Raw genomic sequence first — 26344 nt, forward strand, 5'->3', positions numbered from 1 at the left:
GACATTCCTTTTCGGATTTTGGGGGCGGCGGAGAATGAGTGCGGCAGGCTTGGCGCCGGTATCGGAATCTCAAACCCGATGAAGCAATCGATTCACCATCTCGTGATCGCGCCCCGCCGCGGCAGGGGCCTGACCGAGATCACCGCGCCGGTCGCCCGCTGGGTGAGCGGGCAGGGAATCGCGACCGGGATTCTCACCGTTTTCTGCCGCCACACTTCGGCGTCGCTGCTGATTCAGGAAAACGCCGACCCGGATGTCCGCACCGACCTCGAGGCGTGGTTCGAACGCGCGGCGCCGGAGGATGGTCCGTATGTCCACGACGCCGAGGGTCCCGACGACATGCCGGCCCACATCCGCACCGCGCTTACCGCGGTGAGCCTCGCGATCCCGATCGACCGCGGCAGTATGGTGCTCGGCACCTGGCAGGGCATCTACCTGTTCGAGCACCGCCGCGCGCCGCACCGGCGCGAGATCGTGCTCCACCTTATCGGGGAGTAGGCGGCGTCTCGTCGGGCTGGGCCAGCAGGTCCTGGTACTCGCGGTGGCGCTTGATGTAGCTGGCGATGAACGGGCAAAGCGCCACGACCTTCTGGCCGGCGGCGCGGGCTGCGTCGAGCGCGCCCTTGGCCAGTTTCGAGCCGACGCCCTTGCCGGAAAGCGCCTCCGGCACTTCCGTGTGGGTAAAGGTGATCACGTTGCCTTGCAGCCGGTACCAGCTCTTCGCGACCTGATCGTCGATCTCGAGCTCGAAGCGGTGACTGCGGGTATTGTCGCGGACGTCGGATGCCATCGGTATCGCCAACAGAAAGGGAGCCGGCAGCAGGAGGCGCCGGCTACGGGGAGACCGATAGATGGTGTGGCTTCAGGCTTTCGCCAGGTTCGAGGCAGCCAGCTTGCCGCGCTCGGTCACCACTTCGTATGAAATCTTGTCGCCCTCGTTCAGCCCCTGCAAACCGGCACGCTGCACGGCCGTGATGTGCACGAACACATCCTTGCTGCCGTCACTCGGCTGGATAAAACCGAAGCCCTTGGAGGTATTGAAAAACTTGACGGTACCCACCGGCATAAGACTATTCCCTCGGTACAAGACGGCCCCCACCGGCCGCCGCCGAGACCCTTTATAACCGAAAACCGGGCGCCTGCGTACCCTCGCCTTGCTCGCCGGCCCGGGCGCGGGCTATGCAGCCCTCGTGATCCAGATCGTCTGCATCAAGTGGGGCGCGAAATACGGCATCGACGCCGTCAACCGCATCCACCGTACCGTGCGCCGCCAAACCGGCGCCCCGGTTCGGTTCGTGCTGATTGCCGATAGTGTCGACGGGGGGCTCGATCCCGAAATCGAGGTGAAGCCGTTTCCGCCGTTTCCGGTGCCCTTCGATCTCCTGAAGCAGGGCTGCCGGCTGAAGCTCGCGATGTTCGCGCCGGGCCTGCTCGATCCCGACCTGCCGACGATCTATTTCGACCTCGACACGGTCATCCGCGGTGACGTGCAGCGCATCGCCGACCAGCTCGACCGCACGCGCGCGCTCTACATGCTGCAGAACCACTACGTGCAGTTCTGGCGCTACCAGTCGCTGCTCAAGCTGATCGGTTCCGAGCTCTTCTACTACGGCAACTCGTCGGTGCTGGCCTTCCATCCCGGTCGCTTCGGCTTCATCTACGAAAAATTCTGCGAGCTGATCTCGACGGCGCCACGCGACTCGCTGCCCCGCCAGATGAAAAGCGACGAGCGCTTCATGAGCTGGGCCGCACAAGGGCAGGTGCGCGTCTTCCCGCGCAGCCTCGCCGTGAAGTTCGCCGAGGAATACATGGCGCCGTGGACGATCGTCGAAGATGTCCGCAGCCGCCTGCCGTGGGTGGCGCGCCGGCGCGAAAATCTCGTCGCCATCACCTTCGTCGGCGGGGCGCTGAAGCCGTCGGAGCTCGCGAAGCTGAAGAAGGGCGACATCCTGCGCTACCGCCACTTCCGCTACCGCTGGCAGCCGGACGCCTTTCGCGACTATTGGGACGTTTCGACCTGACGCGCGAGCTTCGCCGTCTAAAGTTTTCCTAAAACCGGCCGCCCGACCTTGGGTTTTTTGTCAATGTCCCGGCGCGACAATCATGCCCATGACCTCGTTTTCGAGTCATAGCCAACGGGAGCCGCGCCGCGGCGAGCTGGACGCCATCCTCGCCCCGCACGCCCGCGCCGCGCTTCGCCTGATATGCGGCGAGCTGCAGGACCTGCACCGCCGCGCCGACATGATCGACGACGTCTACCTTGCCGAACTGATCGGGGCCGCGGCGGATGAGGCCCAGGACCAGCTCCGCGACGACCTCGTGCTGCGCGAGGCCGAACACGCCAAGCCGGCCGACAGCGACGCCGCCGAGCAAGCGCCGGAACGGTAGGGCGCTGCCGCTACTTGCCGGAGCGCACCAGGCGGGCGATCTCGCGCGGCGCCTTGCCTGACAGGTCGGCGATCTTGCGATCCTGATCCATGATGAAGGTCTTGGCCGCGTCGTCGCCGCCCGGGCCCGAGAGCTCGGCCGCCGGCACCTTGCGGTTGGAAGCGCGGCTGCCGTCTTCGTAGAACACATCGAAGAGCACCGTGCTGGTGTCGATCTTTTCCTTTTTGCGAGCCATCATTCGTTCTCCGGAGTGCCGGGCACCGCGGGATCCGCTGACGGCTCGCCGGGCACGCCCTCGGCCAATTCGCCCTTGCGCTTGCGCGCGTCTTCCTCGCGCCGCTGCAGGCGCTCCTTCTTTTTCTGTTCCTTGGCGCGGTCGCGATCGCCGCGCTGCTGATTGTAGTTCGGCCGGAAGGCCATGGGCGTCTCCTTCTCTTGCGGCGCGAGCCAAAAACAAGGGCCCGGAGCTTGCGCGCCGGGCCCCGATTTAGTTCAGCGCGTTAGACGCTGACGAGATTGGCGGCGGCGTCCTTGCCGCGCTCCGACACGACGTCGTAGCCGACCTTCGTGCCCTCGCCGAACGAGCGCAGGCCCGCCTTTTCGACCGCCGAGACGTGCACGAACACATCCTTGCCGCCGTCATCCGGGGTGATGAAGCCGAAGCCCTTTTGATCGTTAAAGAATTTCACGGTGCCCTTAGCCATGGGAGTCTTCCTTCTAAGAAACGCGAAAGCGCGTCAAATCGGACCCAAGCGGACAATTCCGCCTGGGGCCGTTCCGGGTTCGCGTTGTCTTGGAGGGTAGCCCCGAGGGGAATAGCTGCAGCAAGGCAGAGCAAAGTCTGGAAACCCTCATATAGGGCAGGCGGCCCTCCGCCACAATGACGGGTGGCCGACTAGGCCGCCGCGTCCCGCCGCAAATGGCGGCCTTCCGCGACTTCCTCGGCGATCTTCTCGGCGAAAGCCTTGAGGTCGCCCGGGTTGCGGCTGGTGACGACGCCATCGTCGGTGACCACCGCCTCGTCCTTCCAGTTGGCGCCGGCGTTGATGAGATCGGTCTTCACCGACGGATACGAGGTCATGTCGCGGCCCTTGGCGATGCCCGTTTCGATGAGCAGCCAGGGCGCGTGGCAGACCGCCGCGACGATCTTCTTCTGGTCGTAGAAGGCGCGGATGAGCGCCAGCGCATCGGCATTGATTCGCAGCGTGTCGGGATTCGTCTGCCCGCCGGGCAGCACGATCGCGTCATAGTCGTCGGCGCTGACCGTGGCGAGGGCCTTGTCGACCTTCACCAGCCGGCCCCAATCCTTCTTCTCCCAGCCGCGGATCTGGCCGGCCTCCGGCGAGACAACATCGACCGTGGCGCCGGCTTCCTTCAGCATGTCGCGCGGCACCTCGAGCTCGGACTGCTCGAAGCCGTTGGTAGCGAGGATCACGATCTTCTTGCCGCTGATGTTTTTCATGGAGGTTCTCCCGAGTGGTGATGTGGTGAGAAATAACGGCGAAGGGGCGCCGGCGGTTCCCGAGCGCGCTGCGCATAGAAGAGGCGCCTGCCACGCGGCTACGGCCGCTGCCTGGCGATCAGCGCCTGCAGCGCGGCCGTCAGCTCCACAGCCCGCATTCGCCTCCGGATCGTCGCGCAGGTCCGGAATGTCGTCGCAGCATAGGGCGCCCGCCGCCGCGCAGGCGTGGCGGCGCCGGCAGATCGACTGGCGGCAGTCTCGCCATCTCTGTTTGGTCGTCCGACCGATCTGACAGAGGCGAAGGCAAAGGGCCGCGCGAACGACGTCGGGATGCACAGGGGTGCGATCCTCGTAGCCGTCTGCCGACACGCCGTCCTGTTTGCGCCGGGCCATCGGGCACATCTTCTCGTTCTCGCGGCCGCCTGAGGTCAGGCGACGAACCTGGACCTCTTGCGGGATGAGACACACCCCTCCCCAAAACGCCTCTGGCGTTTTGACCCTCCCACAAGGGGAGGGTTCACCCTTGTTGCAACACCGCGCTCCAACAAGCTCCGCTTGAGCCCTCCCCTTGTGGGAGGGCCAAAGCCGCGTCAGCGGCTTTGGGGAGAGTGTGTCTCGCCAAAAGCAGCCGGAGTTTGGAGCCCAAGTCTTCCGGCGCGCGCAAGGGAGGGTTCAAAAGAACGCGGCTAACCCGCGGGTGCGCGAAAGACGAAGAAGGCGCCGGCCGCGATGAGGGCGAAGCCGACGACGGAATTCACCGTCAGCCGCTCGCCGAAATAGAGCACCGAGAAGCCGGCGAACACGGTGAGCGTGATGACCTCCTGGATCGCCTTGAGCTGGGCGCCGGAATAGACGGCGCTGCCGATGCGGTTGGCCGGCACGGCGAAGCAGTATTCGATGAGCGCGATGCCCCAGCTCACCAGGATGACGATCCACAATGCCCGGTCCTTGAACTTCAGGTGGCCGTACCACGCGAAGGTCATGAACACGTTGGAGCAGGCGAGCAGCAGCACGGGGAGGAGGCGAGCGACCACGGCGGGAATCCCTGTTGGCGATGCGTGATGTCGAAGGACGCGCTGCGATGGTGTCAAGAGAAGCGCCAGCCGACGCCGTCCGCCGGCTTGCCTCGCGCCGCGCCATGACCGGGCTCCAGGTCGGAAGAGCTGATATCCTGGAGCATGTAGCCGGCCGCGAGTGTCCCGCGGCGCGCCCGGCAGGGCGTGACGACCGCGGCGAAGATAGAGGGCGGGCGCGGGGCAGGGATAATCTTGCGGTGTGCCGGCCACCGCGGACTTCCCGATTTGCGGATGTTGCCGTCGCGTTACAGCCAAGCGCCAAACGCGGCGCAACGCGCCAATAGGGTTTGCCCCGACGGCCGCCGGTCATGCGTAGCTTTGCCTGCGGCGCCGGGGACGTTTGTTGTGTTTGCGTATCGTCTTGTGATCGCTGCGGCCTTTGCAGCGGCGGGTGCTGCCGCCTGTGCCGAAGCCACTTCAGCTTCCGAGATCAAGATCTCAGCCGAGGCTGTTTACGCATGGCGCTCCGGATCGAGCAGCGCCGCGCCGATCATCGTTCCGAATGGTGGCGGGCGCACGATCTACAACACCGACCTGGCGCCGGTGGGGCAGGGCACGGGCCTCGACATCCGCGCGAGCGGCTCCGGCGAGCACGTCGGGCTTGAGGCCCGTTTCCTCGGCGGCTTCGGCTGGACGGGAGGGCCAACCGAACTCGGCGCTCTCGGCGACGTGCGCATCGGCGATCATGACAATTTTGGCGTCATCGACGACCACGCTTCGGTGAGTGCGCAGCTCGACACCGCCGAGCTCGATGCAACGCTGAAGCTGTCGCCGGCGCTGACGGTCTTCGCCGGTCCGCGCCGGCTGGCGTCGAAGGATAAGTTGACCGACACCGCGATCTTCGGGCTCCTCTACCGATTACAGCATCGAGGCGCGCTCGACGGGATGGGGCCCGCAGGTGGGCCTCGCAGCCGACCTCGGCGCCGGCGCGACGCGTGTCGCGGTGGACGGGCGCGCCGGCGTACTCTTCCTAAGCGACGAGAACGCATATCTGCTGCTTTCCTCGACGGGCGTCAGCGCGTTCCTGACGCAGCGACGGCGCGCCACTGGAGCGCCTTCGCCGAAGCCGGCATCAGCCTGACCCAGGCATTCGGCGCATTGACGCTGAAGGCCGGCTATCGCGCGCTCTACATCGACAAGCTGCCGACCGGCGCAAGCAATATGGCGAACGCGACCGCCCATTTCGCGCACGTCCTGCCGCCGGTCTACGACACGCTGCTGGTGCAGGCGATCACCGCGGGCGCCGCGCTGCATTTCTAGCCGCGGACGGCGGCGCCGGTCTGCGCCGGCTTTTCAGGCTCCCGGTGCAACGAAGCTGGCTACGGCTTCGGATCGAGGAAGGTGTAGAGCGCGGCGATGCGGCCGTCGCGGACCACGATCACGTCGAGGCCGGTGATCGCCGGCGGCGCGCCCGGCGGGCCGAAGCCCCAATGGACGCGGCCGGCGCCTTCGATGACCTGCACCGGCGGCAATTCCGTGAAGACGAAGTCCGGCAGGCGCACCTGCAGGGCCGCCACCGCCGCATCCATCGCAGCGCGCCCGACATGGCGGCCGTTCGGCTCCGTGAAGACGACGTCGTCGGTGGTCAGGTCCGCGATCGCCGCGCGGCGGCGGGACGCGTCACGCTCGCCGAAGATTTCGGTGAGGTTGCGGTGGAGCAGGGAGTCGGGGGCGACAGTGCCCATGAACGTAAGCCCAGCGTGGCGACTATGTCCCTGTAGTATAGTAGTTGGCAGCGAGTATGCCAAAGGTGCGAAAGCAGAGACATGGCAAAGCGAAACAAACGCCGATCGCACGCCGTCGAATCCACACCCCTAGAAAAGCACGTAAGAGACAAAAAGAAACTCAAATCGCCAATGAGCAAACTGCAAAATCTGCAGTTTTCGTCTTGGGTGAACGAGGTTCTCGCAGAGGTGCTGTGGTCGGCGCTAATCGCCGGTCTGCTCGATCGCCAAAAGGCGATCTCAGTGTTTCGTATTGTGCTCGGGCGCTACAAGAGCCGCCGAGCGGATGTCGGCAATATCATGTTGGGTCACTCCGAATTCGCGAAACTAGAGCCAGCTCAGTTTGACATTTTGTTTGTCGAGCTATGCAAAGATGATGAAGTACGAAATGCCCTTACCCCACTTCTTCTGTTGGAGGGCCTTCCCGATCGCGCGCACTGGCAACGCTGCCTTGGGGAGCCCGGCGATCCATCGACCGACTGGCAGAAGCTAGGCACAGCGATCGGGCACTCGTTCGACCATCAGTCGCAAGCTGCCACCGACTGTCGGTGGATCAGGATCATGACGCTGATGGCCCAAGACAAGCTCGTATCCTGAAGATATGCGCGAGCGAGTTGAGGAGATGATCCACTACCCAGACAAGGGCGATATGCGCGCAGTGCGACCGCACATTCGCGCGAGCGAAATGATGACGCGAAACCGGATGTCCGAGTCAGGACGGCTCCCTCCATACGCGGGTGTATTTTGGTCAGAATGTTTTTCTAAGACCGCCTGCATACCCCGATTTCCGGACGAGGGCGCCCGTCAGGAGGACTACCGCATTTTCTTCGACGACGTGGCGAAGCTATATGATGAACTGTCAAACTGGTTCATGGCGACGATTGGCACTACGGCCATCGATGCGCGGCACGACGCTACGTTTGGCTTGGCGTTATACATCCTTCAGCTGTTGGTCTTCGCTCTCAAGAGCACCGCGGGGCAGACTGTTGCCGGTCGCCTTATCGCTCGCACTGCCTTGGAAGCGTATCTAACCTTGAGCTTTCTTTCATCGAAGGATGACCCAACGATTTGGATGCAGTACCGCAATTACGGTGCAGGCCAGTCGAAACTCGCATATTTGAAGAATGTCAGCGTCGAAGACCTGCCGAGCTTTACCACCAGAGAACTTTTGGAGAGCTTAGCTAACGAAGATATGTGGATGGAGTTTCAAGATATAAATTTGGGGGCCTGGTCGGACAAGAACCTTCGAAAGATGGCAGAGGAGGCAGGCGTCAAGGACGTTTACGATCGCTACTACGACGGACTATCAGCGTACGTTCACGCCAATTGGAGCGCCACGCGCCACGCTGTCTACGGTGATTGTGTGAACCCGCTTCATCGGTTTCATCGAGTACCAGTTCCGCCTCGGTTTCTATTCCAAGACACCGTCCCAGACATCGTGAAGATCGCCAATTTGGCGTTGGAGCGAGTCGCGATCCTCTATCCGCCCTTTAAGCCTCGACTGCATTTGAAGGTGCAGACAAAGCACCGGCGAAAACGCGAGCGGCCGAAGAGTGAGCGCGTCGATTATTCGTCACCAGGGCCGACGGAATGAAGTGGCTGATCGGGATCGATGATCCGCGATGGGGATCGCTCGTAGTCAAGCAACGGACGACCCAGAAGGGTAACTGTCCCAGACGGGTGGTCCGGCCAAGCGACCCCGAACGGTATCGCGTTCATATGCTCGTATATTTTCACGACCTGAGGTGCGCCTCCCACGCTGGCGTGTCGTCCTGATCGGATCACATCGCGCAGAACTTCGAAGGGCTCCATGTCCAAAGTGCCATCTCGAAGCTTCGCCTTCTGACGCAACCGTTCGACTAGGCGTCTTTTCGCATCAACGATGGCCGCTTCATCGCCAACGAATGTTATCAGCTTTCCCTCTTGCCCGGCTCCTGCCCAATGCCTCGCGGGACGAAACGTAAATCGGCCGATGCCGGGATCGAAGAACAGCTTCCAAATCTTGAACGTCTTGGAGCGCCAAGAATAACCAGAGAGTAGGAAGATTGCGCCTGACGGGGATGGAATTCTTTGACGCACCGGAAGGTGCGATATGAAAGCCCGAGACCTATTGAATACACGTATTAGATGGCCCTTGAGGTCAGCTAGGTCCATCCCACGAGTCGCAGCCGCCGCAAACATATGAATAGCGTTGTATGCTTGCAGCATAAGCGGATAGGCGTCGTTTGTGTCCCCCGCGAACGAGATCACACAATCGGTCCGCGGCAGCAGCATGATCTTTGGATTCGCGTCCCAATATTGACCGCCCGAAAGCCGACTGTCCGAAATCACCACAAGCTCTCGGATGTTACCTGATAGTCTTATCCAGGCTATCCCGAGTGTCACGATCTACTCCGCTGCCTCGACGCGGTCCCCGCCCTCATCCTCCGCGCGCCGTGACGCGCGCGCCCGCGCCAGCACCGGCTTGAGAAACGCGCCTGTATAGCTCCGCTTCTCCTTCGCCACCTGCTCGGGCGTGCCGGTCGCGATGATCTCGCCGCCGGCGTCGCCGCCTTCGGGGCCCATGTCGATCAGCCAGTCGGCCGTCTTGACGACTTCGAGGTTGTGCTCGATGACGACGACGGTGTTGCCCTGGTTGACCAGCTCGTGGAGGACCTCGAGGAGCTTGGCGACGTCGTGGAAGTGGAGTCCGGTCGTCGGCTCGTCGAGGATGTAGAGCGTGCGGCCGGTGGCGCGCTTGGAGAGCTCCTTCGACAGCTTGATGCGCTGCGCCTCGCCGCCGGAGAGCGTGTTCGCCTGCTGGCCGACGTGGATGTAGCCGAGGCCGACGCGGTCGAGCGTCTCCATCTTCTCGCGGATGGTGGGCACGGCGTCGAAGAACAGCTTGGCCTCCTCGACCGTCATGTCGAGGACGTCGGCGATCGACTTGCCCTTGAACTTCACCTCCAGCGTCTCGCGATTGTAGCGCTTGCCCTTGCAGACGTCGCAGGTGACGTAGACGTCGGGCAGGAAGTGCATCTCGATCTTGATGACGCCGTCGCCCTGGCAGGCCTCGCAGCGGCCGCCCTTGATGTTGAACGAGAAGCGGCCGGGGTTGTAGCCGCGCGCCTTGGACTCGGGCAGGCCCGCGAACCATTCGCGGATCGGCGTAAAGGCGCCGGTGTAGGTCGCGGGATTGGAGCGCGGCGTGCGGCCGATCGGGCTCTGGTCGATGTCGATGACCTTGTCGAGCTGCTCCAGCCCCTCGATGTGCTTGTGCTCGGCCGGCGCCTCGCGCGCGTCGTTGAGGCGGCGGGCGACGGCCTGGTAGAGGGTGTCGATGGTCAGCGTCGACTTGCCCGAGCCGGAAACGCCGGTGATGCAGGTGAGCAGGCCCAGCGGTATCTCGGCGCTGACATTTTTCAGGTTGTTGCCCGAGGCGCCGACCACCTTGATGCTCTTGCCCTTCACCGGCGGGCGGCGATAGGCGGGCATCGGAATCTCGCGCGTGCCCGAGAGATATTGCCCGGTGAGCGAATCCGGGGTGGCCATTACTTCTTCCGGCGTGCCCTTGGCGATGACGTTGCCGCCATGGATGCCGGCGGCGGGGCCGATGTCGACGACGTAGTCGGCCTGGCGGATGGCGTCGTCGTCATGCTCGACGACGATGACGGTGTTGCCGATGTCGCGGAGGTGGCGGAGCGTGTCGAGCAGGCGGGCGTTGTCGCGCTGGTGCAGGCCGATACTCGGCTCGTCCAGCACGTAGAGGACGCCGGTGAGGCGCGAGCCGATCTGCGAGGCGAGGCGGATGCGCTGGCTCTCGCCGCCGGACAACGTGCCCGAGGCGCGGGCGAGCGTCAGGTAATCCAGCCCGACGTCGACCAGGAAGCGCAGGCGCTCGTTGATCTCCTTCAGGATGCGGACGGCAATCTCGTTCTGCTGATCGCTCAGGGTCTCCGGCAGGTGGGCGAACCACGACATCGCCTTGCGGATCGACAGCTCGGAGACCTGGGCGATGTGGAAATTGTCGAGCTTCACCGCCAGCGCCTCGGGCTTCAGGCGATAACCGTGGCAGGCGACGCACGGCGTCGCCGAATGGTAGCGCTCGATCTCCTCGCGCATCCAGGCGGAGTCGGTTTCCTTCCAGCGCCGCTCGAGGTTGGGGATCACGCCCTCGAATGACTTTGTCGTGCGGTAGGAGCGGGCGCCGTCGTTGTAGTGGAAGGTCACGTCCTCATCGCCGGTGCCGTAGAGGACGACCTGCTGCGCCTTCTTGGGCAGGTCGGACCACGGCGCCGTCATCGAGAATTTGTAGGCGCGGGCGAGCGCCTCCAGCGTCTGCTGGTAGTAGGGCGACTGCGACTTGCCCCACGGCGCCACGGCATGGTCCTGCAGACTGCGCGTGTCGTCGGGGACGACGAGATGCGGGTCGATGGTGCGCTCGGTGCCGAGGCCGTCGCATACCGGGCAGGCGCCGTACGGATTATTGAACGAGAACAGGCGCGGCTCGATCTCGGGGATGGTGAAGCCGGAAACCGGGCAGGCGAATTTTTCCGAGAAGATGATCCGGTTCTCGTCGCGGGCGTCGGCCTTGGACGATGCGGCGTTTCCCTTCTTCTTTTTCGTGGTGGCGGTCTCGGCGTCGGCGGCTTCCTGCTTGGCGTCGGCGACTTCCGCGATGGCGAGGCCGTCCGCCAGTTCCAGCGCGGTCTGGAAGGAGTCGGCGAGGCGCGTCGACAGATCCGGCCGCACGACGACCCGATCGACCACCACCTCGATGTCGTGCTTCAGCTTCTTGTCGAGGGCAGGGGCGTCGGCGATTTCGTGGAAGACGCCGTCGATCTTGACGCGCTGGAAGCCCTTTTTCTGAAGCTCGGCCAGTTCCTTGCGATACTCGCCCTTGCGGCCGCGCACGATCGGCGCGAGCAGGTAGAGGCGCGTGCCTTCCGGCATGGCGAGCACGCGGTCGACCATCTGCGACACGGTCTGGCTGGTGATCGGCAGCCCGGTCGCCGGCGAATAGGGGATGCCGGCGCGCGCGAAGAGCAGACGCATGTAGTCGTAGATCTCGGTGACCGTGCCGACGGTCGAGCGCGGGTTACGCGACGTCGTCTTCTGCTCGATCGAGATGGCCGGCGACAGGCCGTCGATCTGGTCGACGTCCGGCTTCTGCATCATCTCGAGGAACTGGCGCGCGTAGGCCGACAGCGACTCGACGTAGCGCCGCTGGCCCTCGGCGTAGATCGTGTCGAAGGCGAGCGACGACTTGCCCGAGCCCGACAGGCCGGTCAGCACGATCAGCTTGTCGCGCGGCAGGTCGAGGTCGATGTTCTTGAGGTTGTGCTCCCGCGCCCCGCGAATGGAGATGAACTTGCCAGCGGGGAGCGCGGCGGGAGCCGACTTGGAGGCCATCGTCTGATCCAGTGTGGGAGGCGCGGCCTCCCTCGCGTGTGAGATGCGGCCGAGCCCCAAACTTATGCTTTCGCGGCCGCGAAACAAGGCGGGCGGACCGCCGGACCGATGCTTATGCAACGCATGACGGCGCGAATCCGGCAGGAGGCTGCAGTCTCGCCCGGCGCCGCCTGGCTGTCCAGAACAAATGAGGAACGAGCCGGCCGGCCGGCGCGGCGAAGGTCGCGACCTTTTCGGCGCGCATTTGAGGTTGGGAATGCTGATTGGCTGGCGGGGGCGAAACTCGCCGGCGGAAGGCCTCTAGCGCCGAGAATGGGCGGCGAGGTTTGCGCGTGATACGCTCGCTTAGGTGGTGAAGTATTCCGCGGCCTTCGAACCGGTCAAACGCCGCACGCGGGGTCGGGCAGTGGGGACAGTCCATGATCCACGACGAAGAACTGTTTTTCGCCCGACGGCTCGGATACGGGCTGAAGCAGGGCGAGGCAATTTCCGGAGGCGTTCGCGACTGGGCGGTTGCGCAAATCTCGGAAGTCCCGCCGCTTGATTTCTATGGCTCGGACGGGAAGAGCATCCGCAGTCAGTTGCCCGACTACGCCGAGCCGGTGCCCGGCTATGAAGAGGCCACCCGGCTGGTCGGATTCAATTTCGACAATGAGCGGATCGCCGACCAGACGGCTCAGGAGAAACTCTACCCCGAATGGCGCGAAGCGCTGCTGCGCTCGCTTACTGCCGTTAACGGACCGAGCCCGGTGTTCGAACGCTTCTGGGCTTTTTGGGTGAACCATTTCGCGGTCAAGGCCGAACAGATGACCACGATGTGGTACGGCCCGCACACCCGCCTGATCCGTTCCCACATGACGGGCAAATTTGCCGAGATGCTCCGCGACGCGGAGCTGCAGCCGGCGATGCTGTATTTTCTCGACAATGTCTTTTCCACCGGGCCGCACTCTCCGTCAGGTCTCGACGGACCGGGAGAGTCGATCAACGAAAACCAGGCGCGTGAGCTCTTCGAACTCCACACGATGAGTCCGGAAGGCGGCTACACCCAGGCGGACGTCATCCAGGCCGCCTACGCGCTTACCGGCTGGAGCTTCTATGACGGCAAGCGCGAACAGAAAAAACGGAACGCTCCATTCGGTGTCTATTGGGACTTCGACCGTCATGAACCTGGCCCGCGCACAATCATGGGCAAGAAGTACGGCACGAGCCACCGGGGGCAGGACCAGGCCCCGCAACTGATCGCCGACCTCGCGGCTCATCCCGCCACGGCGCAGTTTATTTCGTGGAAGCTCATCCGGCATTTCGTCGCCGACGACCCGCCGGCCGACAGCGTCGCCCGGGTTCGCGACGCCTGGATGCAGTCGGGCGGCGATCTCAAGGTCGTCCACACCGCGGTGATTGATGAGGTCATTGCCGAGGCGCCGGACCACGAGAAGTTCAGCAATCCGGAGACATGGCTTCACCAGATGCATCGCACTGCATCGATCGCCGTGCCACTGACCAGGCCCAGAGGCGGCCACACGATAAATATTCTCTGCGACGAACTCGGCCAAGGCTATGCCGCCGCCCCGCAGCCGAACGGCTACCCCGACCGCAAGTCCGACTGGATATCCAAGGAACTGCTCGAGCGGCGCGCCCGCTACGCCTACCTCGCCTCGTCGTCCATCGCCGCGGAGACGGTGCCGTACCTGCATGACTTCGCCATTCGCCTGGCCGGCAAGGACTCTGACCTGGTTGCAGCCATGCAGCGTGCGACCAAGCCCGAAGCGGCCGCAACGATTTTGCTCGCCAGCCCGCAGTTCATGAGGATCTGACCGATGCGCGGCAACAACGGGCTGTTCAATTGCGAAGGTCTGCCGGCACTCAGCCGGCGGTCGTTCCTGAAGGCGTCGGCGATCCTCAGCTTTGCCGCGCTGCCGGAACTGTCGTTCGCGCAGACGCCCGCCGATGTGCGCCTCCTGACCATTTTGTTGCGGGGCGGGTTTGACGGCATGTACGCCCTGCCACCGATCGGCGACGCCGGCTTTCCGTCCCTGCGCAAGAACGTCAATCCCGACCATGCGTTGAAGCTCGACTCGTTTTTCGCGATGCATCCGGCGTTCAGAACGGTCCACGAAATGTTCGGGAACGGCGAGGCTCTGCTCGTCAATGCAGCCTCTTTTCCTTACACGGGCCGCTCACATTTCGAAGGCCAGAACATCATGGAATCGGGCGTCATGACGCCCTATGCGTCCGAAACCGGATGGATGGGACGCGGCCTCGACCTCCTGGGCTACAACTCGATCGCCATGTCTCTGCCCGTGCCGCTGATCCTGCGCGGCAAGGCCAAATCCGACAACTATTACCCGAGCTGGATGCAGCCGGTTCCGCCGGACATCTACAGTGAGCTCCTGCCGCTCTGGGCGGATGATCTGTCGCTCGCCGCCTATGGCGAGCAGGCGCGCGCCGAACTGATGTCCGGCGAGCCACCGGCTCCGTTCAATTTCCAGAGCAATTCGCTGCAGGGCCTCGCCAAGGCGGCCGCTCAGCGTTTCAACAAGCCGGACGGTCCGCGCATGGCTATTCTGGATCACGTCGGCTTCGATACGCATTCCGACGAGAATTCGCAGAATTTCCAGCGCTTCACGGAGGTCGATGGGGCCATCGGCGCGTTCCGCCGCGAACTCCACGACGACGTCTGGAAGAAGACGCTCGTCGTCACGGTTACGGAGTTCGGCCGCACCGCAGCCGAGAACGGCTCGCGGGGCACCGACCACGGTTATGGCACCGCGATCTTCGTCGTAGGCGGCAAGCTCAAGAAGAGCGGCATCGTGTCAGACTGGCCGGGCCTCAAGAAGAAAAATCTCTTCGAAGGCCGCGACCTCATGGCGACGATCGATGCGCGCGAACTATACGGATCGCTGATGTCGACGGTACTGGAACTCGATCCCGAACGCATCCGCAAGAATGTGATCGACTACCAGCCAAAGGGCACGTTCGACGCTTACCTCTAACGAGGGATCGCCGCGGCCGTTACTTCGTCAGCCGCTTCGCATTCGCCCGCACTTTGCGGCGATAGGCGCGCACGATGCTGTCGGGGGAGGCGCCGCGGCTGAGGCGTAGCGCCGCGTCGGTGGCCGCGGCGATCTTCTCGCTGACCATGAGGTTGGCCTCGGTCTGCGCTGCTGCGCCTCCCGCGGCCAGCTTGAAGGAGCGCAGCCACATCACCTGCTGGGATTCGGCAGAAAGCGCCGCGAGCGCGATCCAGGATTTGAACATTGATGTTTCCCCAGCGGACGCAATGTCCGACATAGACAACGATAGGCTGCCCCGTTCGTTCCCTTGCCTTATGCGGCGCCGAGCGGCGCAATAAGCGTACAGGCGACGCCCGCCGGCGAATAGCGCACCTCGAGCTCGCCGTTGAAATCGGCGGCCAGCATCTTGATCAGGCGCGTGCCGAAGCCGCTGCCCGTCGGCTCCGACACCGGCGGGCCGCCGCTTTCCTGCCAGCGGAAATGAAGGTGCGGGCCGTCGGCCTGCGGCTCGATGCGCCAGGTGACGGCGACGCGGCCCTCGTCGTTGGAGAGGGCGCCGTATTTCGCGGCGTTGGTGGCAAGCTCGTTGACCGCCAGCGCCAGCGCCAGGGCCTGGCGCGACCCCAGCGCCAGCTTAGGACCGCCGACCTCGAAACGCTCCGGCAGCCAGTACGGCTTCAGCGCCGCGGTCACCACCTCGGTCATCTCGGCGGAGCGCCAGTTCTGGCTGATGAGAATGCGGTGCGCATCGCCGAGCGCCGACAGCCGCTTGGAGAAGATGCCGAGCGGCTCGTCGTGCACATCGCCGCGGAACGTCTGGTTGGCGATCGCCGAGACCAGCGCCAGCGTGTTGCTGACGCGGTGCTGGAGCTCGCTGAGGAGCAGGGTGCGGTGCTCCTCGACCTCCTTCTCCTCGCTGATGTCCATGACGACGCCGAGCGCGCCGGACGGATTGTTGTTCGCATCGAAAAGAATCTCGGCCCGCAGCAGCAGCCAGCGGATCGAGCCGTCCGCCCACAGGTAGCGGTACTCGAGCTGGAAATAGCGCTGGCCTTCGGCCAGTGCCGCCGCCGCCGCTTCCTGCAGGCGCTGCGCGTCGCCGGGATAGTAGCGCGCGTTGACCGCATCGACTTCGAGCGGCTGGTCTTCCGGGAAGCCCAGCATGCGGTTGAGCTCGGGCGTGCTGCGGATGCTCGCCGAGGCGACGTCGTATTCCCAGATCGACAGGCGCGCGGCGTCGACCGCCAGCCGCAGGCGGGATTCGGATTCGCGCAGGTCCGTCTCGATGGCACGCCGCTCGGTGACGTCCTGCAGCGTGCCGATGTAGCGGATGGCCTTCGGCCCGTCGCCCTGGTCGGCGAACACCGCCTCGCCGTGCGCGACCACCCAGCGCACCGAGCCGTCAGGGCGCACGATCCGGTACTCGTAGGCTTCCTTGGAACGGATCGCGGGATCGAGCGCGCGCGCCGCCATCTCGGATGTGCGCGGCAGGTCGTCGGGGTGGGTGATGTCGCGGATCTGCTCGAAGCTTACCGGCAGCGCCGCCGGCAGGCCGGCGATCGCCTTGGCGCGGTCGGACCAGGTCATGGCGTTGCGCGCGAGGTCCCAGTCCCAGATGCCGAGATCGGCGGCCTCGACGGCGATGCGCAGGCGCGCCTCGCTCTGCGCCAGCGCGTGCTCGGTCAGCTTGCGGTCGGTGACGTCGAGGTCGGCGCCGCTGAAGCGCACCGGCTTGCCGTCGAGGTCGCGGATCACCCGGCCGCGGCCGAGTATCCAGCGCTCGGCGCCGTCCGGCCGGCGGATGCGGTATTCGCTCTCGTACTGGTCGATGCCGGTGGCGATGGCCGCGAGGTAGCCGTGGTTGACGCGTTCGCGGTCGCCGCCGATGCGCAGCGCCCGCAGCGTCTCCATCGGCACCGCCGCGTCGGTCGGCGGCAGGCCCATGATGCGGAAGAATTGCGGAGTGCCGCGCACGGTGTCGCTGGCGACGTCGATCTCCCACACACCGACGCCGGCGGCCTGCACCGCAAGCCCGAGCGCATCGTTGCGAGTAGCTTCAAGCAGCTTGCCGCACTCCACACAGCAGTTCCGTCGCCGGGAACGATAGTAGTGCAGATCGCGTGGCCGGCGATACGGGCCGGGCGGGCCACTTTTCAGTACGCCAGCGTACCGTAGGCGTTCGCCGGGTTTTGACGCTGCGCGCGACGGCGGCCTCGCAGCGGCGGCGGCCAACATGGCGTTCGTGACGGGCAGGGGATAACGGGGAAAGGGGAACCTTGCATCTGGGTCGCGCGTTCGCCTCGCGGTAGCAAAAGCTGAGGCTGCGTTGGGGATATTGCGATGCGGATCGCCCTTGCCGTCGTGGTTGCGTGCCTGACCCTGGGATCGTGGCACTGGCAGCCACTGGTGCCGCTGTCGGTCGCCGAGACGGCGGACCCGGCCGCGCGCGAAATCTACACCGGCGGCATGACCCTCGACGTGCGGACAGCGCCGTTCACGCGCGTGAGGCCGACGACCTCGCTCTAGCCGCCGTTCACTGCCGCCACGAACGCGAACACCGCGCCGGGCCTCGGCGTGCGGCCCTCGACGTCGCCGACGTCGGGCACGGCGTATTCCGCGATCAGGCGGAGCCGCTCCAGCGGCAGGTAGGCGCGGTGCGGATCGCCGACCAGCACCTCGATGCCGGCGGCGAGGCATCCGTCGAGGAAGCGCGCGACGCGGGCCGCCAGCGCCGCCTCGTAGAACAGGTCGCCGACCAGCACGACATCGACCGCCGGCGGCGGACCGCCGGTGAGATCGCGGCCGGTGACGGTGATCGCCACATCGTTCGCCGCGGCATTCAGCGTCGCTGCGGCGACGGCGTAGGGATCGACGTCGCCGGCGAGCGCCGATGCGGCGCCCTGCTTCATCGCGGCGATGGCGACCAGCCCCGAACCGGTGCCGAGATCGAGGATGCGGCGGCTGCGCACGATCTCCGGGTGGTCGGCGACGTAGCGCGCCAGGGCCAGGCCGCCCGCCCACGGGAACGCCCAGTAGGGCGGCGGCGGGTCGCTGCCTTCGGCGATGCGCCAGAGGCCGGTCGCCTCGTGCGCCATATGAATGCGGATGTCCGGCTGCGACGGCACCGGCGCCAGCCGCGTGTTCTCGCGGATGAAGGCGAGGGGATCGAGGCGCGGCGGTCGCGTCTTCCGGCTTCTGGCGGCGGCGGTCATGGCGCTGAGTTTACACCCCCGCCGGCGAAGGCGCCCGCGACGCACTGGCGCCCGCGTCACTTGACCTCGCTCGCAGCCGCAAGGCGCGCGCCGCGAAACCGTTTTCTCCGGATACACGTCAAATTGGATCGTGATGCCTCCCGCGCGGCCTGGCCGGGCGCCACAATCGGTCAAGGTTAAGGGAAGGGGACGGCCCATGCGCGCCATTGCCAGCCAGCAGCTCGGTGTTCTCATCACCGCCGCAGCCTTCCTGTTCGTCGGCGCGGTGGTCTTCGGCCTCATCTAGCGGCTTGACCGTGACGCCTGCGGCACGGCTCTAATCGCCGGCGCCTTCCGGCGCGATTCTCCAGCCGCAGACGATCGTGTTCTCCCTCCCGCTCTTTTCACTGTTCCTGACCGCATTCGCGATCGGCACGACCGAGTTCGTCGTCACCGGCATTCTGCCGGACGTCGCGGGCGATCTCGGCGTCTCGATCCCGGCGGCCGGTTACCTGATCAGCGGCTACGCCACCGGCGTTGCGATCGGCGGGCCGGTCATGGCGATCCTCACCGCCGGGCTGGAGCGCAAGACGACGCTGATCGGGCTGATGGCGCTTTTCGTTTTCAGCAACGTGCTCTGCGCGCTGGCGCCGTCGTACGGCTGGCTGATGGCGGCGCGCGTCGTCGTCTCGCTGAGCCATGGGGCGGGGCTCGGCATCGCCACCGTGCTTGCCGCCAATCTCGTCAGCGAGGACCGCCGCGCCGGCGCCGTGTCGCTGGTACTGGCCGGCATCACCGTCGCCAATATCGTTGGCGTGCCGATCGGCACCGCCATCGGCGGCGCGTTCGGTTGGCGCGCCACGTTCTGGACGGTGTCGCTGCTGGGCATCGTTGCCGCGGCGGGAGCCGCCGTCTGGGTGCCGCGCTCGGGCAGCGGCGCCACGCCCGGCCAGAGCCTGCTCGCCGAGGTCCGCGTGCTCGGCCGCCAGGAGGTGTACCTGTCGCTGGCCGCGATCGTCGTCGCGGCCGCCGGCTTCTTCGCGCTCTTCGCCTACATTGCGCCGCTCCTGACCGAGATCGTCGGCGTCAGCCCGGCGGCGCTGCCGTTCGTGCTCGCGGTCTTCGGCATCGGCGCGCTCATCGGCAACCTCGCCGGCGGGCGGCTGGCGGACTGGAAGCTAATGCCGTCGACCATCGGCATCTTCGTGGCGCTGCTCGTGGTGTACCTGCTGCTGCTCGGCGCCGTGCACGGGCTCGTGCTGGGCGTCGTCACGCTGTTCGTCTGGGCGATCGTCAACTTCTCGTTCGCCGCGCCGCTGCAGACACGTATCCTGAACGGCGCCCGCGCCGCGCCGAACCTTGCCTCGACGCTGGTCTCCACCGCCTTCAACATCGGTATCGCCGGCGGCGCCGCGCTGGGCTCGGTCGCGCTCACCCACGGCTTCGGCTACGACCAGCTCCCGCTGCTGGGCATCGCCGGCGTCGTTCCGGCCCTGGTGCTGATCGTCCTTTCGCACGCCATCGACCGGCGGACCGCGGCCGCCTGACGGCTCGCCGCCATCCGGCCGCTGGCGTAAGTTGCCGGCCGGAGGAATCGCCGCTCATGGGCCGCACGCAACGACTGCTGACACTTATGGACGCGCTGCGCCGGCATCGTCGCCCGGTAACGGCGGCGAGCCTAGCTGCCGAACTGGATGTTTCGGTCCGCACCATCTATCGCGACGTGCAGTCGCTGATCGGCCTGGGCGCGCCGATCGATGGCGAAGCCGGGCTCGGCTACCTGCTTCGCGGAGGGTTCTTTTTGCCGCCGCTGATGTTCGACGAAGACGAGCTGGAGGCGCTGGTGCTGGGCGCGCAACTCGTCGGCCGGCAGGGCGACAAGGCGCTCGCCGCCTCCGCCGCCAATGCGCTCGCCAAGATCGCCGCCGCCGCGCCGAAGGATCTGCGCGACACCATCGCGACCGTCGGCCTGTGGGCGGTGCCGGCGGTGCAGCCGATCGACCTGCCGGTGCTGAAGCCGCTGCGCGAAGCGATCCGCCGCGAGCACAAGGTCGCCATCGCCTACGGCGACGAGAAGGGCGCCGCGACCGACCGCGTCATCTGGCCGATCGCGCTTGCCTTTTACGAGGGGAAGCAGACGGTGGCGGCCTGGTGCGAGCTGCGCTCCGGCTTCCGGCACTTCCGCACCGACCGCATCAAGCAACTGGAGGCGCGGGCGGAGCGCTATCCACGACGGCGCGCGGTGCTGGTCAGCGAATGGCGGGCGGAACGCGAGCAGCCGAGCCGGGAGTAGGCGATGACGCAATGGTGGTTCTACCTCGTCGCGATCTTCGCGGCGTCTTTCACGGTGAACGGCGTGCCGCATTTTGTCAGCGGCGTCTCGGGACGCGAATTTCCGACGCCATTTTCCGGCGGCGCCGGTACGCTCGATTCGCCGGTACGCAACGTGCTATGGGGCGGCGGCAACCTGATCGTTGGCGGTCTGCTGCTGTGGCTGATGCGCGACGGCCTCTCCGATCCGGTGCTGGTGGTCGAGTTGCTGGTCGTCGGCATCGCCTTCGGGAGCGTGATCGGCCACATGTTCGCGCACCCCGAACGGTTCGGCCGTCGCCGGGGATGAGGAAGCGGGAGTAGGGAGATGCCGAAGACACCCAAGCAGAACTGGACGCGCGAATTCGCCGAGCTCGGCGTGCCGCGCGTTCGCGCCATGATCCGCGGCTCTGAATGGGACCGCGAGAAGAAGGCGGCGGGGCGCATCTGGGTCGAGACGACCGACGCGCTGGCCTGGCAGCAGAAGCACAAGGCCGAGAACATGCGGACCCCGCTGATGCTGCGCATCCGCACGGCGAAATGGTGGCGTTACGCCATGCCGGCCTTCGGCGCGCTGATGGGCATCGGCCTGCTGCTGCGCCGGCTGAAGGCGTTCTAGCCGGCTGTTCCTTTGACGGCGACCGCTGCCGTTGGAGCCGGCGAAAAGCCGGGCTGCGAGCATTGCCAATGCGTTCATTCCGCAACGCCTCGAAACTATCGCCCCCGATCTGTCTCGCTGCCGTTGCGCCGGCGCCCCTCGGGCAATCCTATGGATGCGAGGCTGATTCTATGCGGTGAGGCGGAGACCGTATCGTGGCTAGGATTTCAGGAACGATGGCGTTTCTGGCGGTGGCCTGCGGCGTGATTTCGTCCGCGGCCCACGCCGACAATACGGTGTCCGGATATCTGGAAGTGGCCGGGTCGGCGGCCTGGACGCAGCCGGTGCAGCCGGTGTTGCAATCGAACCCGTGGACCGGAGCAGACATTGCCGGACGTGCGACGTTCTGGCTGGGGCCGAAATGGTCCACGCAGGCCGACCTCTCAACCGAATCGATCTGGGCGAAGAGAAACAATTCTGACGGGTGGGTCGATCTGCCGGCGACGACCGGCGCAATCCATCTCAGCCTGCGCAATCCGTCGCGAGGATTGATCGGCGGGTTCGGCGGCGTCATCGACTCGGGCGCCGGCGATGCGGCCTCCCATGCCCAAGGCGTATTCGGCGGCATCGAAGGTCAAATCTACCTGCGCAACGTCACCCTCTACGGTCAGGCGACATACCTCAAGCAGAGCGGCGGCCTGCTCTACGATAGATATCCGTATCAACTGTGGTTGATGCAGGCGACGGCGCGCTGGTTCGCCGCGCCGAACACCAAGCTCGAGGCCACCGTCGGCTACATGGGCGGTGGTGTGTGGGGCCTGGATTACAATTGGCAATCACACGCCTTCATGTTTTCGGCGGAGGCCGAACACCGCTTCGACGGCGCCCCGGTGAGCGCGTTCGTGCGGGCCAAGGGGTTTGCCGATACCGATATTGGCGGGTTCTCGACCGCCACCAACGGTACGATCCAGGCCGGCATCCGTATCCGCTGGGGCGGCGGCACGTTGCTGGACGACGACCGCAACGGCACGACGCTGACGCTGCCTGACTTCACGCCGCTTGACTGGGAACGCTCCATCTCGGAGTAGCAGCACACTGCGGGCGCACCTCGCCCGCAGGTGACAAAGCGATTGCGCTCGTCTATATGCGTTTCCCGATGACCCGCGCCGCCACCTTTTATGGCTTCTGGTTTAGCTATCCGCTCACTGGCGGAGCTAGGGACGCGCGCTTTATCTGAACCATCTGAAAAGCCCGAAAATCCCGAAGCCGCCAAGTTCCTGGCGGCTTTTTTGTTGGCCGCCGGATCCCCACCCAAGGAGACCCGCCGTGCCGCACACCACCGACGACCTGCGCATCCGCGAGATACGCGAACTGTCCACCCCCGCGACCGTGATGCGCGAATTTCCGCGCACGGACGCGGCGAGCCGCACCGTCGCCGGAGCGCGGCGGGCGTTCTCCAACATCCTGCACGGCGCCGACGACCGCCTGGCGGTGATCGTCGGGCAGTGCTCGATCCACGATCCGAAGGCGGCGATGGAATACGCCGGACGGCTCGCCGAGATGCGGCGCAGGCTTGGCGGCGCGCTGGAAATCATCATGCGGGTCTATTTCGAGAAGCCGCGCACCACCGTCGGCTGGAAGGGCCTGATCAACGATCCCGATCTCGACGGCTCGTTCGCGATCGACAAGGGCCTTCGCATCGCGCGCGGCCTGCTGGTCGATATCAACTCGATGGGCCTGCCGGCCGCGGTCGAGTTCCTCGACATGACGACGCCCCAGTACATTGCCGACCTCGTCGGCTGGGGCGCGATCGGCGCGCGCACGACCGAAAGCCAGGTGCATCGCGAGCTGGCCTCCGGTCTGTCGTGCCCGGTCGGCTTCAAGAACGGCACCGACGGCAACGTGCGCATCGCCATCGACGCGGTGAAATCGGCCTCGCAGCCACATCATTTCCTCGCCGTCACCAAGGACGGGCGCTCGGGCATCGCCGAGACCACCGGCAACGACGACTGCCACATCATCCTGCGCGGCGGGAAGGTGCCGAACTACGATCAGGTGAGCGTCGCCAGCGCCGCGGCGGAACTGGTGAAGTCGAACCTGCGTCCCGCGATCATGATCGACGCCAGCCACGCCAACTCAAGCAAGCAGCCGGAGAACCAGCCGGCGGTGCTGGATGCCGTCGGCCTGCAGCTCGCCGCCGGCGACCGGCGCATCATCGGCGTGATGCTGGAAAGCAACCTCGTCGCCGGGCGCCAGGACCTCGTGCCGGGCCGGCCGCTGACTTACGGGCAGAGCATCACCGACGGCTGCATCGGCTGGGACACGACGGTCGCCGTGCTGGAGCGGCTGGCGGATGCGGTAGAGGAGCGGCGCCGGGTTTCGGGGCAGCGCGTCGCCTAGCCGAGCCAGAGCAGGACGAGCGCCACCAACGCCGGCGCGGCCTGGACGTAAAGGATGCGGCGGCTGACCGACCAGCCGCCGTAAGCGCCGGCAACGATGACGCAGGCGAGGAAGAACGTGGCGATCGCCTTCGACGCGGCGGGCTCGGGATAGGCGAGGGCGAAGACCAGGCCGGCGGCGAGGAAGCCGTTGTAGAGGCCTTGGTTGGCGGCCAGCACCGCCATGGTCCTGGCGTTCTCCGGCGTGTTGCCGAAGGTGCGGAGCCCGATCGGCTGCTGCCACAGGAACATCTCGAGGATCAGGAACCAGAGGTGCTCGAGTGCGACGAGAGCGATGAGGAGGATGGCGATGGTGTGCATGGCGGCTCCGCTGCGGTTGCCCGCAATCGTCGCGATCTTTCGCCGGCCTGCAAGTCCGTTCCGCAACGCCTGTCATTTCCGCGAAGGCGGGAATCCAGTCGCCGCCGTTGGCGAGCCATAAGACGCGCCGGTGACGACTGGGCCTCCGCCTTCGCGGGGACGACACCGGGCGAGACGCAAAACGGCGGCCAATCGCTTGGCCGCCGTGCTGCTAGGTCACGCTAGAAAACGCGATCAGGTGCAAACGAGCTTGCCCTTCTTCCAGACGCAATTCTTGTTGCCGTTCTGGCCGGCGTTCTGCCCGTTGTTCTGGCCGTTGCCGAAGCCCGGCTTGTTGCCGAACTTGCCGTTGCCGTTGTTGTTGTTGCCGACTTGGCCGTTGCCGCCGTTGCCGTTGAACTGGCCATTGTTGCCGTTCTGGCCGTTGTTGCCAAACTGGCCGTTGTTACCGAACTTCGGCGGCTTCGGATTGTTCGGCGGCTGTGCCTGGCCCTGACCCTGCCAATGGAAGTTGCTCCACTTGGACCGCTGGTTGAAGAACGAGCGGTTCTTGTAGTGCGAGTCCCAGTACGAGCCGAAGTTGAAGGTGATAAACGGAATGGCCGAATAGCCGCGGATCGGAATGCGGCGCGACTGGTAGCTCGCCTGCAGGTAGTTCGACGACATCCAGCCGCGGTTCTGTTTCCACGATATGTCGCACCAGGAATCGTCGGTGAGGCATCCGTAGATCGTGATGGCCGACCCGGCCGGGATGACGACGATGGGCGGATAGGCGGTAGATGGGCCGGAGCGCTCGTTGACGTTGGCAGTGACGAAGCCGCTGACGGGCGCGGCGAACGCGGGCGTGGCCGCCAGGGCAAGCAGCCCGAGGCCCGCCGCGGCGGCGATACGAAGTGATTTCATCGGATTTCCTCGCAGATTGTCTTTTGACGATTAGGACTCTGTAGACTCTGGAGTGCCGTCTTTGTTCCGTTCTGATGACAGCCAGATGCCACTGACATCGGCTGGCGGCGGTTCGGCGTAGGGAAACGCATGGTCAAGGCCGCCGCACCTGTCCTTTCCCCGCGCGCTCTCAACCGTGCGCTGCTTGCGCGGCAGATGCTGCTGGAGCGCTCGCCGATGGCGACGGCTGACGCCATCGGCCATCTCGTCGGCCTGCAGGCCCAGGTGCCGACCGATCCTTACATTGGATTGTGGTCGCGGTTGCAAGACTTTCGGCCGCAGTCGCTGGAGCAGTTGCTGGTCGATCGCAAGGCGGTGCGGATCGCGGCGATGCGCGGCACGATCCACCTGATGCTGGCCGCCGATGCCCTGCAGTTGCGGACGCTGACCCAGCCGGTATTCGACCGCGCGTTCCCGCACACGCCGTTCGGCAAGGGATCGAAGGGCGTCGATGCCGCAGCGGTGGTGAGGGCGGCGCGCGCCGCCGTCGAAGCGAACGCGATGACACTGGTCGAGTTGCGGAAGATTCTGGCACCGCGCTTTCCGGAATTCGACGCGGCGCATCTTTCGTATCTGTTCCACTACGCCGCGCCGCTGGTGCAGGTCCCGCCCCGCGGCCTGTGGTCGAAAAGCAGCGCGCCGAAGGTGACGACCGTGGAGCACTGGCTGGGCAAGCCGGTGGCCAAGCGCCCGGCGGTCGACAAGATCGTGCTCCGCTATCTTGCGGCGTTCGGTCCGGCGAGCGCGATGGATGCGCAGTCGTGGTCGGGGCTGACCAAGCTTGGCCCGGTGTTCGAGAAACTGCGGCCGCGGCTCGTGACGTTCGCCGACGACGGCGGCCGCGAATTGTTCGACCTGCCCGAGGCGTCGCGCCCCGACGCCGATACGCCGGCGCCGCCGCGCTTCCTGCCCGTCTACGACAACCTGACACTGGGCTTCGCCAACCGCGACCGCATCGCCGGCGCAAAACCGCGGAAGCCACCGGCCGATAATGTCTGGGTGAAATCGTTCACCGTCGACGGATTTATTGCCGGCTTCTGGAAGGAAGCGGGCGGCACGCTGACGCTTGAGCCGTTCGGCGCGGTCTCGAAGAAGCAGACGTCGGCGCTGGTCGCGGAGGGGCGGCGGCTGCTCGCTTTCCTCGCGCCGGACGAGAAGCACGAGGTCGCGATTGTCGCCTGACACGCGCATCCGTTGTGTTAGCGTTTGGCGACCGTAACCAGGGAGGAGAGGTCATGGCGGGCAAATCCGGCGACGGCTACACGCACGAGAACCTTTCGCAGACGCTGGCGGCGCTGGGGCCGGGCGGCTCGGCGACCATCGGCTTCGAGGACTACGAGCAGCTGTTCGGCGCGCAGCCGAGCGAGGACGAAATCGAGGGCCAGCGGGCTGCCGGGAAGTTTGCCGACCGGCACGATTGCGACCATGAGATCGACCACGCCAAGCGGCGGGTGTTGTTTTTCAAACGGAAGTAAGGGGGCGCCGCGGA

31 protein-coding genes are annotated in these 26344 nt (G+C 65.6%); 17 read left to right on the plus strand and 14 right to left on the minus strand.

Features of this window, described 5'->3' with window-relative positions; genetic code table 11:
* The first annotated feature begins 78 nt into the window (after positions 1-78).
* Complete coding sequence (locus tag WDM94_08430) at positions 79-498, plus strand: secondary thiamine-phosphate synthase enzyme YjbQ (protein MEJ0012640.1); 420 nt, start codon at positions 79-81, stop codon at positions 496-498.
* On the opposite strand, the gene WDM94_08435 is transcribed toward WDM94_08430, so the two are convergent.
* On the minus strand, positions 485-790 hold the full coding sequence (locus tag WDM94_08435; protein MEJ0012641.1) for a GNAT family N-acetyltransferase: 306 nt from the start codon (positions 788-790) through the stop codon (positions 485-487). The genes WDM94_08430 and WDM94_08435 overlap by 14 nt on opposite strands.
* 72 nt (positions 791-862) lie before the next feature.
* On the minus strand, positions 863-1066 hold the full coding sequence (locus tag WDM94_08440) for a cold-shock protein (protein MEJ0012642.1): 204 nt from the start codon (positions 1064-1066) through the stop codon (positions 863-865).
* A gap of 124 nt (positions 1067-1190) precedes the next feature.
* Here WDM94_08440 and WDM94_08445 point away from each other — a divergent pair, with 124 nt between their 5' ends.
* The gene (locus tag WDM94_08445) at positions 1191-2021 is read left to right on the plus strand and encodes a hypothetical protein (protein MEJ0012643.1); all 831 of its coding nucleotides are present in this window, start codon (positions 1191-1193) and stop codon (positions 2019-2021) included.
* Between the two features lie 88 nt (positions 2022-2109).
* A complete protein-coding gene (locus WDM94_08450; protein ID MEJ0012644.1) occupies positions 2110-2388 on the plus strand; it encodes a hypothetical protein in 279 nt (92 codons plus the stop codon).
* A gap of 10 nt (positions 2389-2398) precedes the next feature.
* Here WDM94_08450 and WDM94_08455 read toward each other — a convergent pair whose 3' ends face one another.
* The 5 genes from WDM94_08455 to WDM94_08475 form a co-directional block, all read right to left on the minus strand.
* Positions 2399-2623, minus strand: a complete 225-nt coding sequence (locus WDM94_08455) for a hypothetical protein (protein MEJ0012645.1) — start codon at positions 2621-2623, stop codon at positions 2399-2401.
* The gene (locus WDM94_08460) at positions 2623-2808 is read right to left on the minus strand and encodes a hypothetical protein (protein ID MEJ0012646.1); all 186 of its coding nucleotides are present in this window, start codon (positions 2806-2808) and stop codon (positions 2623-2625) included. The genes WDM94_08455 and WDM94_08460 overlap by 1 nt, the downstream gene beginning before the upstream one ends.
* Before the next feature lie 80 nt (positions 2809-2888).
* Positions 2889-3092: a cold-shock protein gene (locus WDM94_08465; protein ID MEJ0012647.1), complete on the minus strand. Its 204-nt coding sequence runs from the start codon at positions 3090-3092 to the stop codon at positions 2889-2891.
* A gap of 191 nt (positions 3093-3283) precedes the next feature.
* Positions 3284-3850, minus strand: a complete 567-nt coding sequence (locus WDM94_08470; protein ID MEJ0012648.1) for a type 1 glutamine amidotransferase domain-containing protein — start codon at positions 3848-3850, stop codon at positions 3284-3286.
* Between the two features lie 686 nt (positions 3851-4536).
* Positions 4537-4893 carry a DMT family protein gene (locus tag WDM94_08475; GenBank protein MEJ0012649.1) on the minus strand — a complete coding sequence of 119 codons (357 nt, stop codon included), beginning with the start codon at positions 4891-4893 and terminating at the stop codon, positions 4537-4539.
* 396 nt (positions 4894-5289) lie between these two features.
* On the opposite strand from WDM94_08475, the gene WDM94_08480 reads away from it, so the two are divergent.
* Entirely contained in the window at positions 5290-6186 is an 897-nt protein-coding gene (locus tag WDM94_08480) for a hypothetical protein (protein MEJ0012650.1), read from the plus strand.
* A 59-nt stretch (positions 6187-6245) separates the two neighbouring features.
* Here WDM94_08480 and WDM94_08485 read toward each other — a convergent pair whose 3' ends face one another.
* The gene (locus tag WDM94_08485) at positions 6246-6611 is read right to left on the minus strand and encodes a nuclear transport factor 2 family protein (GenBank protein ID MEJ0012651.1); all 366 of its coding nucleotides are present in this window, start codon (positions 6609-6611) and stop codon (positions 6246-6248) included.
* Positions 6612-6782: 171 nt separating this feature from the next.
* Here WDM94_08485 and WDM94_08490 point away from each other — a divergent pair, with 171 nt between their 5' ends.
* Positions 6783-7247: a hypothetical protein gene (locus WDM94_08490; GenBank protein ID MEJ0012652.1), complete on the plus strand. Its 465-nt coding sequence runs from the start codon at positions 6783-6785 to the stop codon at positions 7245-7247.
* Between the two features lie 25 nt (positions 7248-7272).
* Positions 7273-8244, plus strand: a complete 972-nt coding sequence (locus WDM94_08495; protein MEJ0012653.1) for a DUF5677 domain-containing protein — start codon at positions 7273-7275, stop codon at positions 8242-8244.
* 794 nt (positions 8245-9038) lie between these two features.
* On the opposite strand, the gene uvrA is transcribed toward WDM94_08495, so the two are convergent.
* Positions 9039-12041, minus strand: coding sequence for an excinuclease ABC subunit UvrA (gene uvrA, locus WDM94_08500; protein MEJ0012654.1), 3003 nt, complete (start codon positions 12039-12041; stop codon positions 9039-9041).
* 419 nt (positions 12042-12460) lie between these two features.
* Here uvrA and WDM94_08505 point away from each other — a divergent pair, with 419 nt between their 5' ends.
* The gene (locus tag WDM94_08505) at positions 12461-13855 is read left to right on the plus strand and encodes a DUF1800 family protein (GenBank protein MEJ0012655.1); all 1395 of its coding nucleotides are present in this window, start codon (positions 12461-12463) and stop codon (positions 13853-13855) included.
* A 3-nt stretch (positions 13856-13858) separates the two neighbouring features.
* On the plus strand, positions 13859-15034 hold the full coding sequence (locus WDM94_08510) for a DUF1501 domain-containing protein (GenBank protein MEJ0012656.1): 1176 nt from the start codon (positions 13859-13861) through the stop codon (positions 15032-15034).
* A gap of 19 nt (positions 15035-15053) precedes the next feature.
* Here the strand turns inward: WDM94_08510 and WDM94_08515 are convergent, their stop codons facing one another.
* Positions 15054-15299 (minus strand): hypothetical protein, encoded by a 246-nt coding sequence (locus tag WDM94_08515; GenBank protein MEJ0012657.1) that lies wholly within the window; start codon positions 15297-15299, stop codon positions 15054-15056.
* Between the two features lie 68 nt (positions 15300-15367).
* On the minus strand, positions 15368-17134 hold the full coding sequence (locus WDM94_08520; GenBank protein MEJ0012658.1) for a PAS domain-containing protein: 1767 nt from the start codon (positions 17132-17134) through the stop codon (positions 15368-15370).
* 261 nt (positions 17135-17395) lie between these two features.
* Between WDM94_08520 and WDM94_08525 the strand changes: the two genes are divergently transcribed.
* Positions 17396-17581, plus strand: a complete 186-nt coding sequence (locus WDM94_08525) for a hypothetical protein (protein MEJ0012659.1) — start codon at positions 17396-17398, stop codon at positions 17579-17581.
* On the opposite strand, the gene WDM94_08530 is transcribed toward WDM94_08525, so the two are convergent.
* Positions 17578-18267 carry a 50S ribosomal protein L11 methyltransferase gene (locus WDM94_08530; GenBank protein ID MEJ0012660.1) on the minus strand — a complete coding sequence of 230 codons (690 nt, stop codon included), beginning with the start codon at positions 18265-18267 and terminating at the stop codon, positions 17578-17580. The genes WDM94_08525 and WDM94_08530 overlap by 4 nt on opposite strands.
* Positions 18268-18629: 362 nt before the next feature.
* Between WDM94_08530 and WDM94_08535 the strand changes: the two genes are divergently transcribed.
* The 6 genes from WDM94_08535 to WDM94_08560 all read left to right on the plus strand — a co-directional run bounded on the left by WDM94_08535 (position 18630) and on the right by WDM94_08560 (position 23554).
* Positions 18630-19793 (plus strand): MFS transporter, encoded by a 1164-nt coding sequence (locus WDM94_08535; GenBank protein MEJ0012661.1) that lies wholly within the window; start codon positions 18630-18632, stop codon positions 19791-19793.
* A gap of 56 nt (positions 19794-19849) precedes the next feature.
* Complete coding sequence (locus WDM94_08540; GenBank protein MEJ0012662.1) at positions 19850-20539, plus strand: YafY family protein; 690 nt, start codon at positions 19850-19852, stop codon at positions 20537-20539.
* 3 nt (positions 20540-20542) lie between these two features.
* Entirely contained in the window at positions 20543-20866 is a 324-nt protein-coding gene (locus WDM94_08545) for a hypothetical protein (GenBank protein MEJ0012663.1), read from the plus strand.
* Positions 20867-20884: 18 nt separating this feature from the next.
* Positions 20885-21175 (plus strand): hypothetical protein, encoded by a 291-nt coding sequence (locus WDM94_08550; GenBank protein ID MEJ0012664.1) that lies wholly within the window; start codon positions 20885-20887, stop codon positions 21173-21175.
* A 215-nt stretch (positions 21176-21390) separates the two neighbouring features.
* The gene (locus WDM94_08555; protein MEJ0012665.1) at positions 21391-22242 is read left to right on the plus strand and encodes a hypothetical protein; all 852 of its coding nucleotides are present in this window, start codon (positions 21391-21393) and stop codon (positions 22240-22242) included.
* 238 nt (positions 22243-22480) lie between these two features.
* Entirely contained in the window at positions 22481-23554 is a 1074-nt protein-coding gene (locus WDM94_08560) for a 3-deoxy-7-phosphoheptulonate synthase (GenBank protein MEJ0012666.1), read from the plus strand.
* Here the strand turns inward: WDM94_08560 and WDM94_08565 are convergent.
* The gene (locus WDM94_08565; GenBank protein MEJ0012667.1) at positions 23551-23913 is read right to left on the minus strand and encodes a DUF1304 domain-containing protein; all 363 of its coding nucleotides are present in this window, start codon (positions 23911-23913) and stop codon (positions 23551-23553) included. The two genes, WDM94_08560 and WDM94_08565, sit on opposite strands and share 4 nt — an antisense overlap.
* Before the next feature lie 234 nt (positions 23914-24147).
* The gene (locus WDM94_08570) at positions 24148-24816 is read right to left on the minus strand and encodes an SH3 domain-containing protein (GenBank protein MEJ0012668.1); all 669 of its coding nucleotides are present in this window, start codon (positions 24814-24816) and stop codon (positions 24148-24150) included.
* 129 nt (positions 24817-24945) lie between these two features.
* On the opposite strand from WDM94_08570, the gene WDM94_08575 reads away from it, so the two are divergent.
* Complete coding sequence (locus tag WDM94_08575; protein ID MEJ0012669.1) at positions 24946-26037, plus strand: winged helix DNA-binding domain-containing protein; 1092 nt, start codon at positions 24946-24948, stop codon at positions 26035-26037.
* Between the two features lie 53 nt (positions 26038-26090).
* Positions 26091-26330: a hypothetical protein gene (locus WDM94_08580; GenBank protein ID MEJ0012670.1), complete on the plus strand. Its 240-nt coding sequence runs from the start codon at positions 26091-26093 to the stop codon at positions 26328-26330.
* The last annotated feature ends 14 nt before the right edge of the window (positions 26331-26344 follow it).

The sequence above is a fragment of the Bauldia sp. genome (genome assembly GCA_037200845.1).
Classification (GTDB): domain Bacteria; phylum Pseudomonadota; class Alphaproteobacteria; order Rhizobiales; family Kaistiaceae; genus DASZQY01.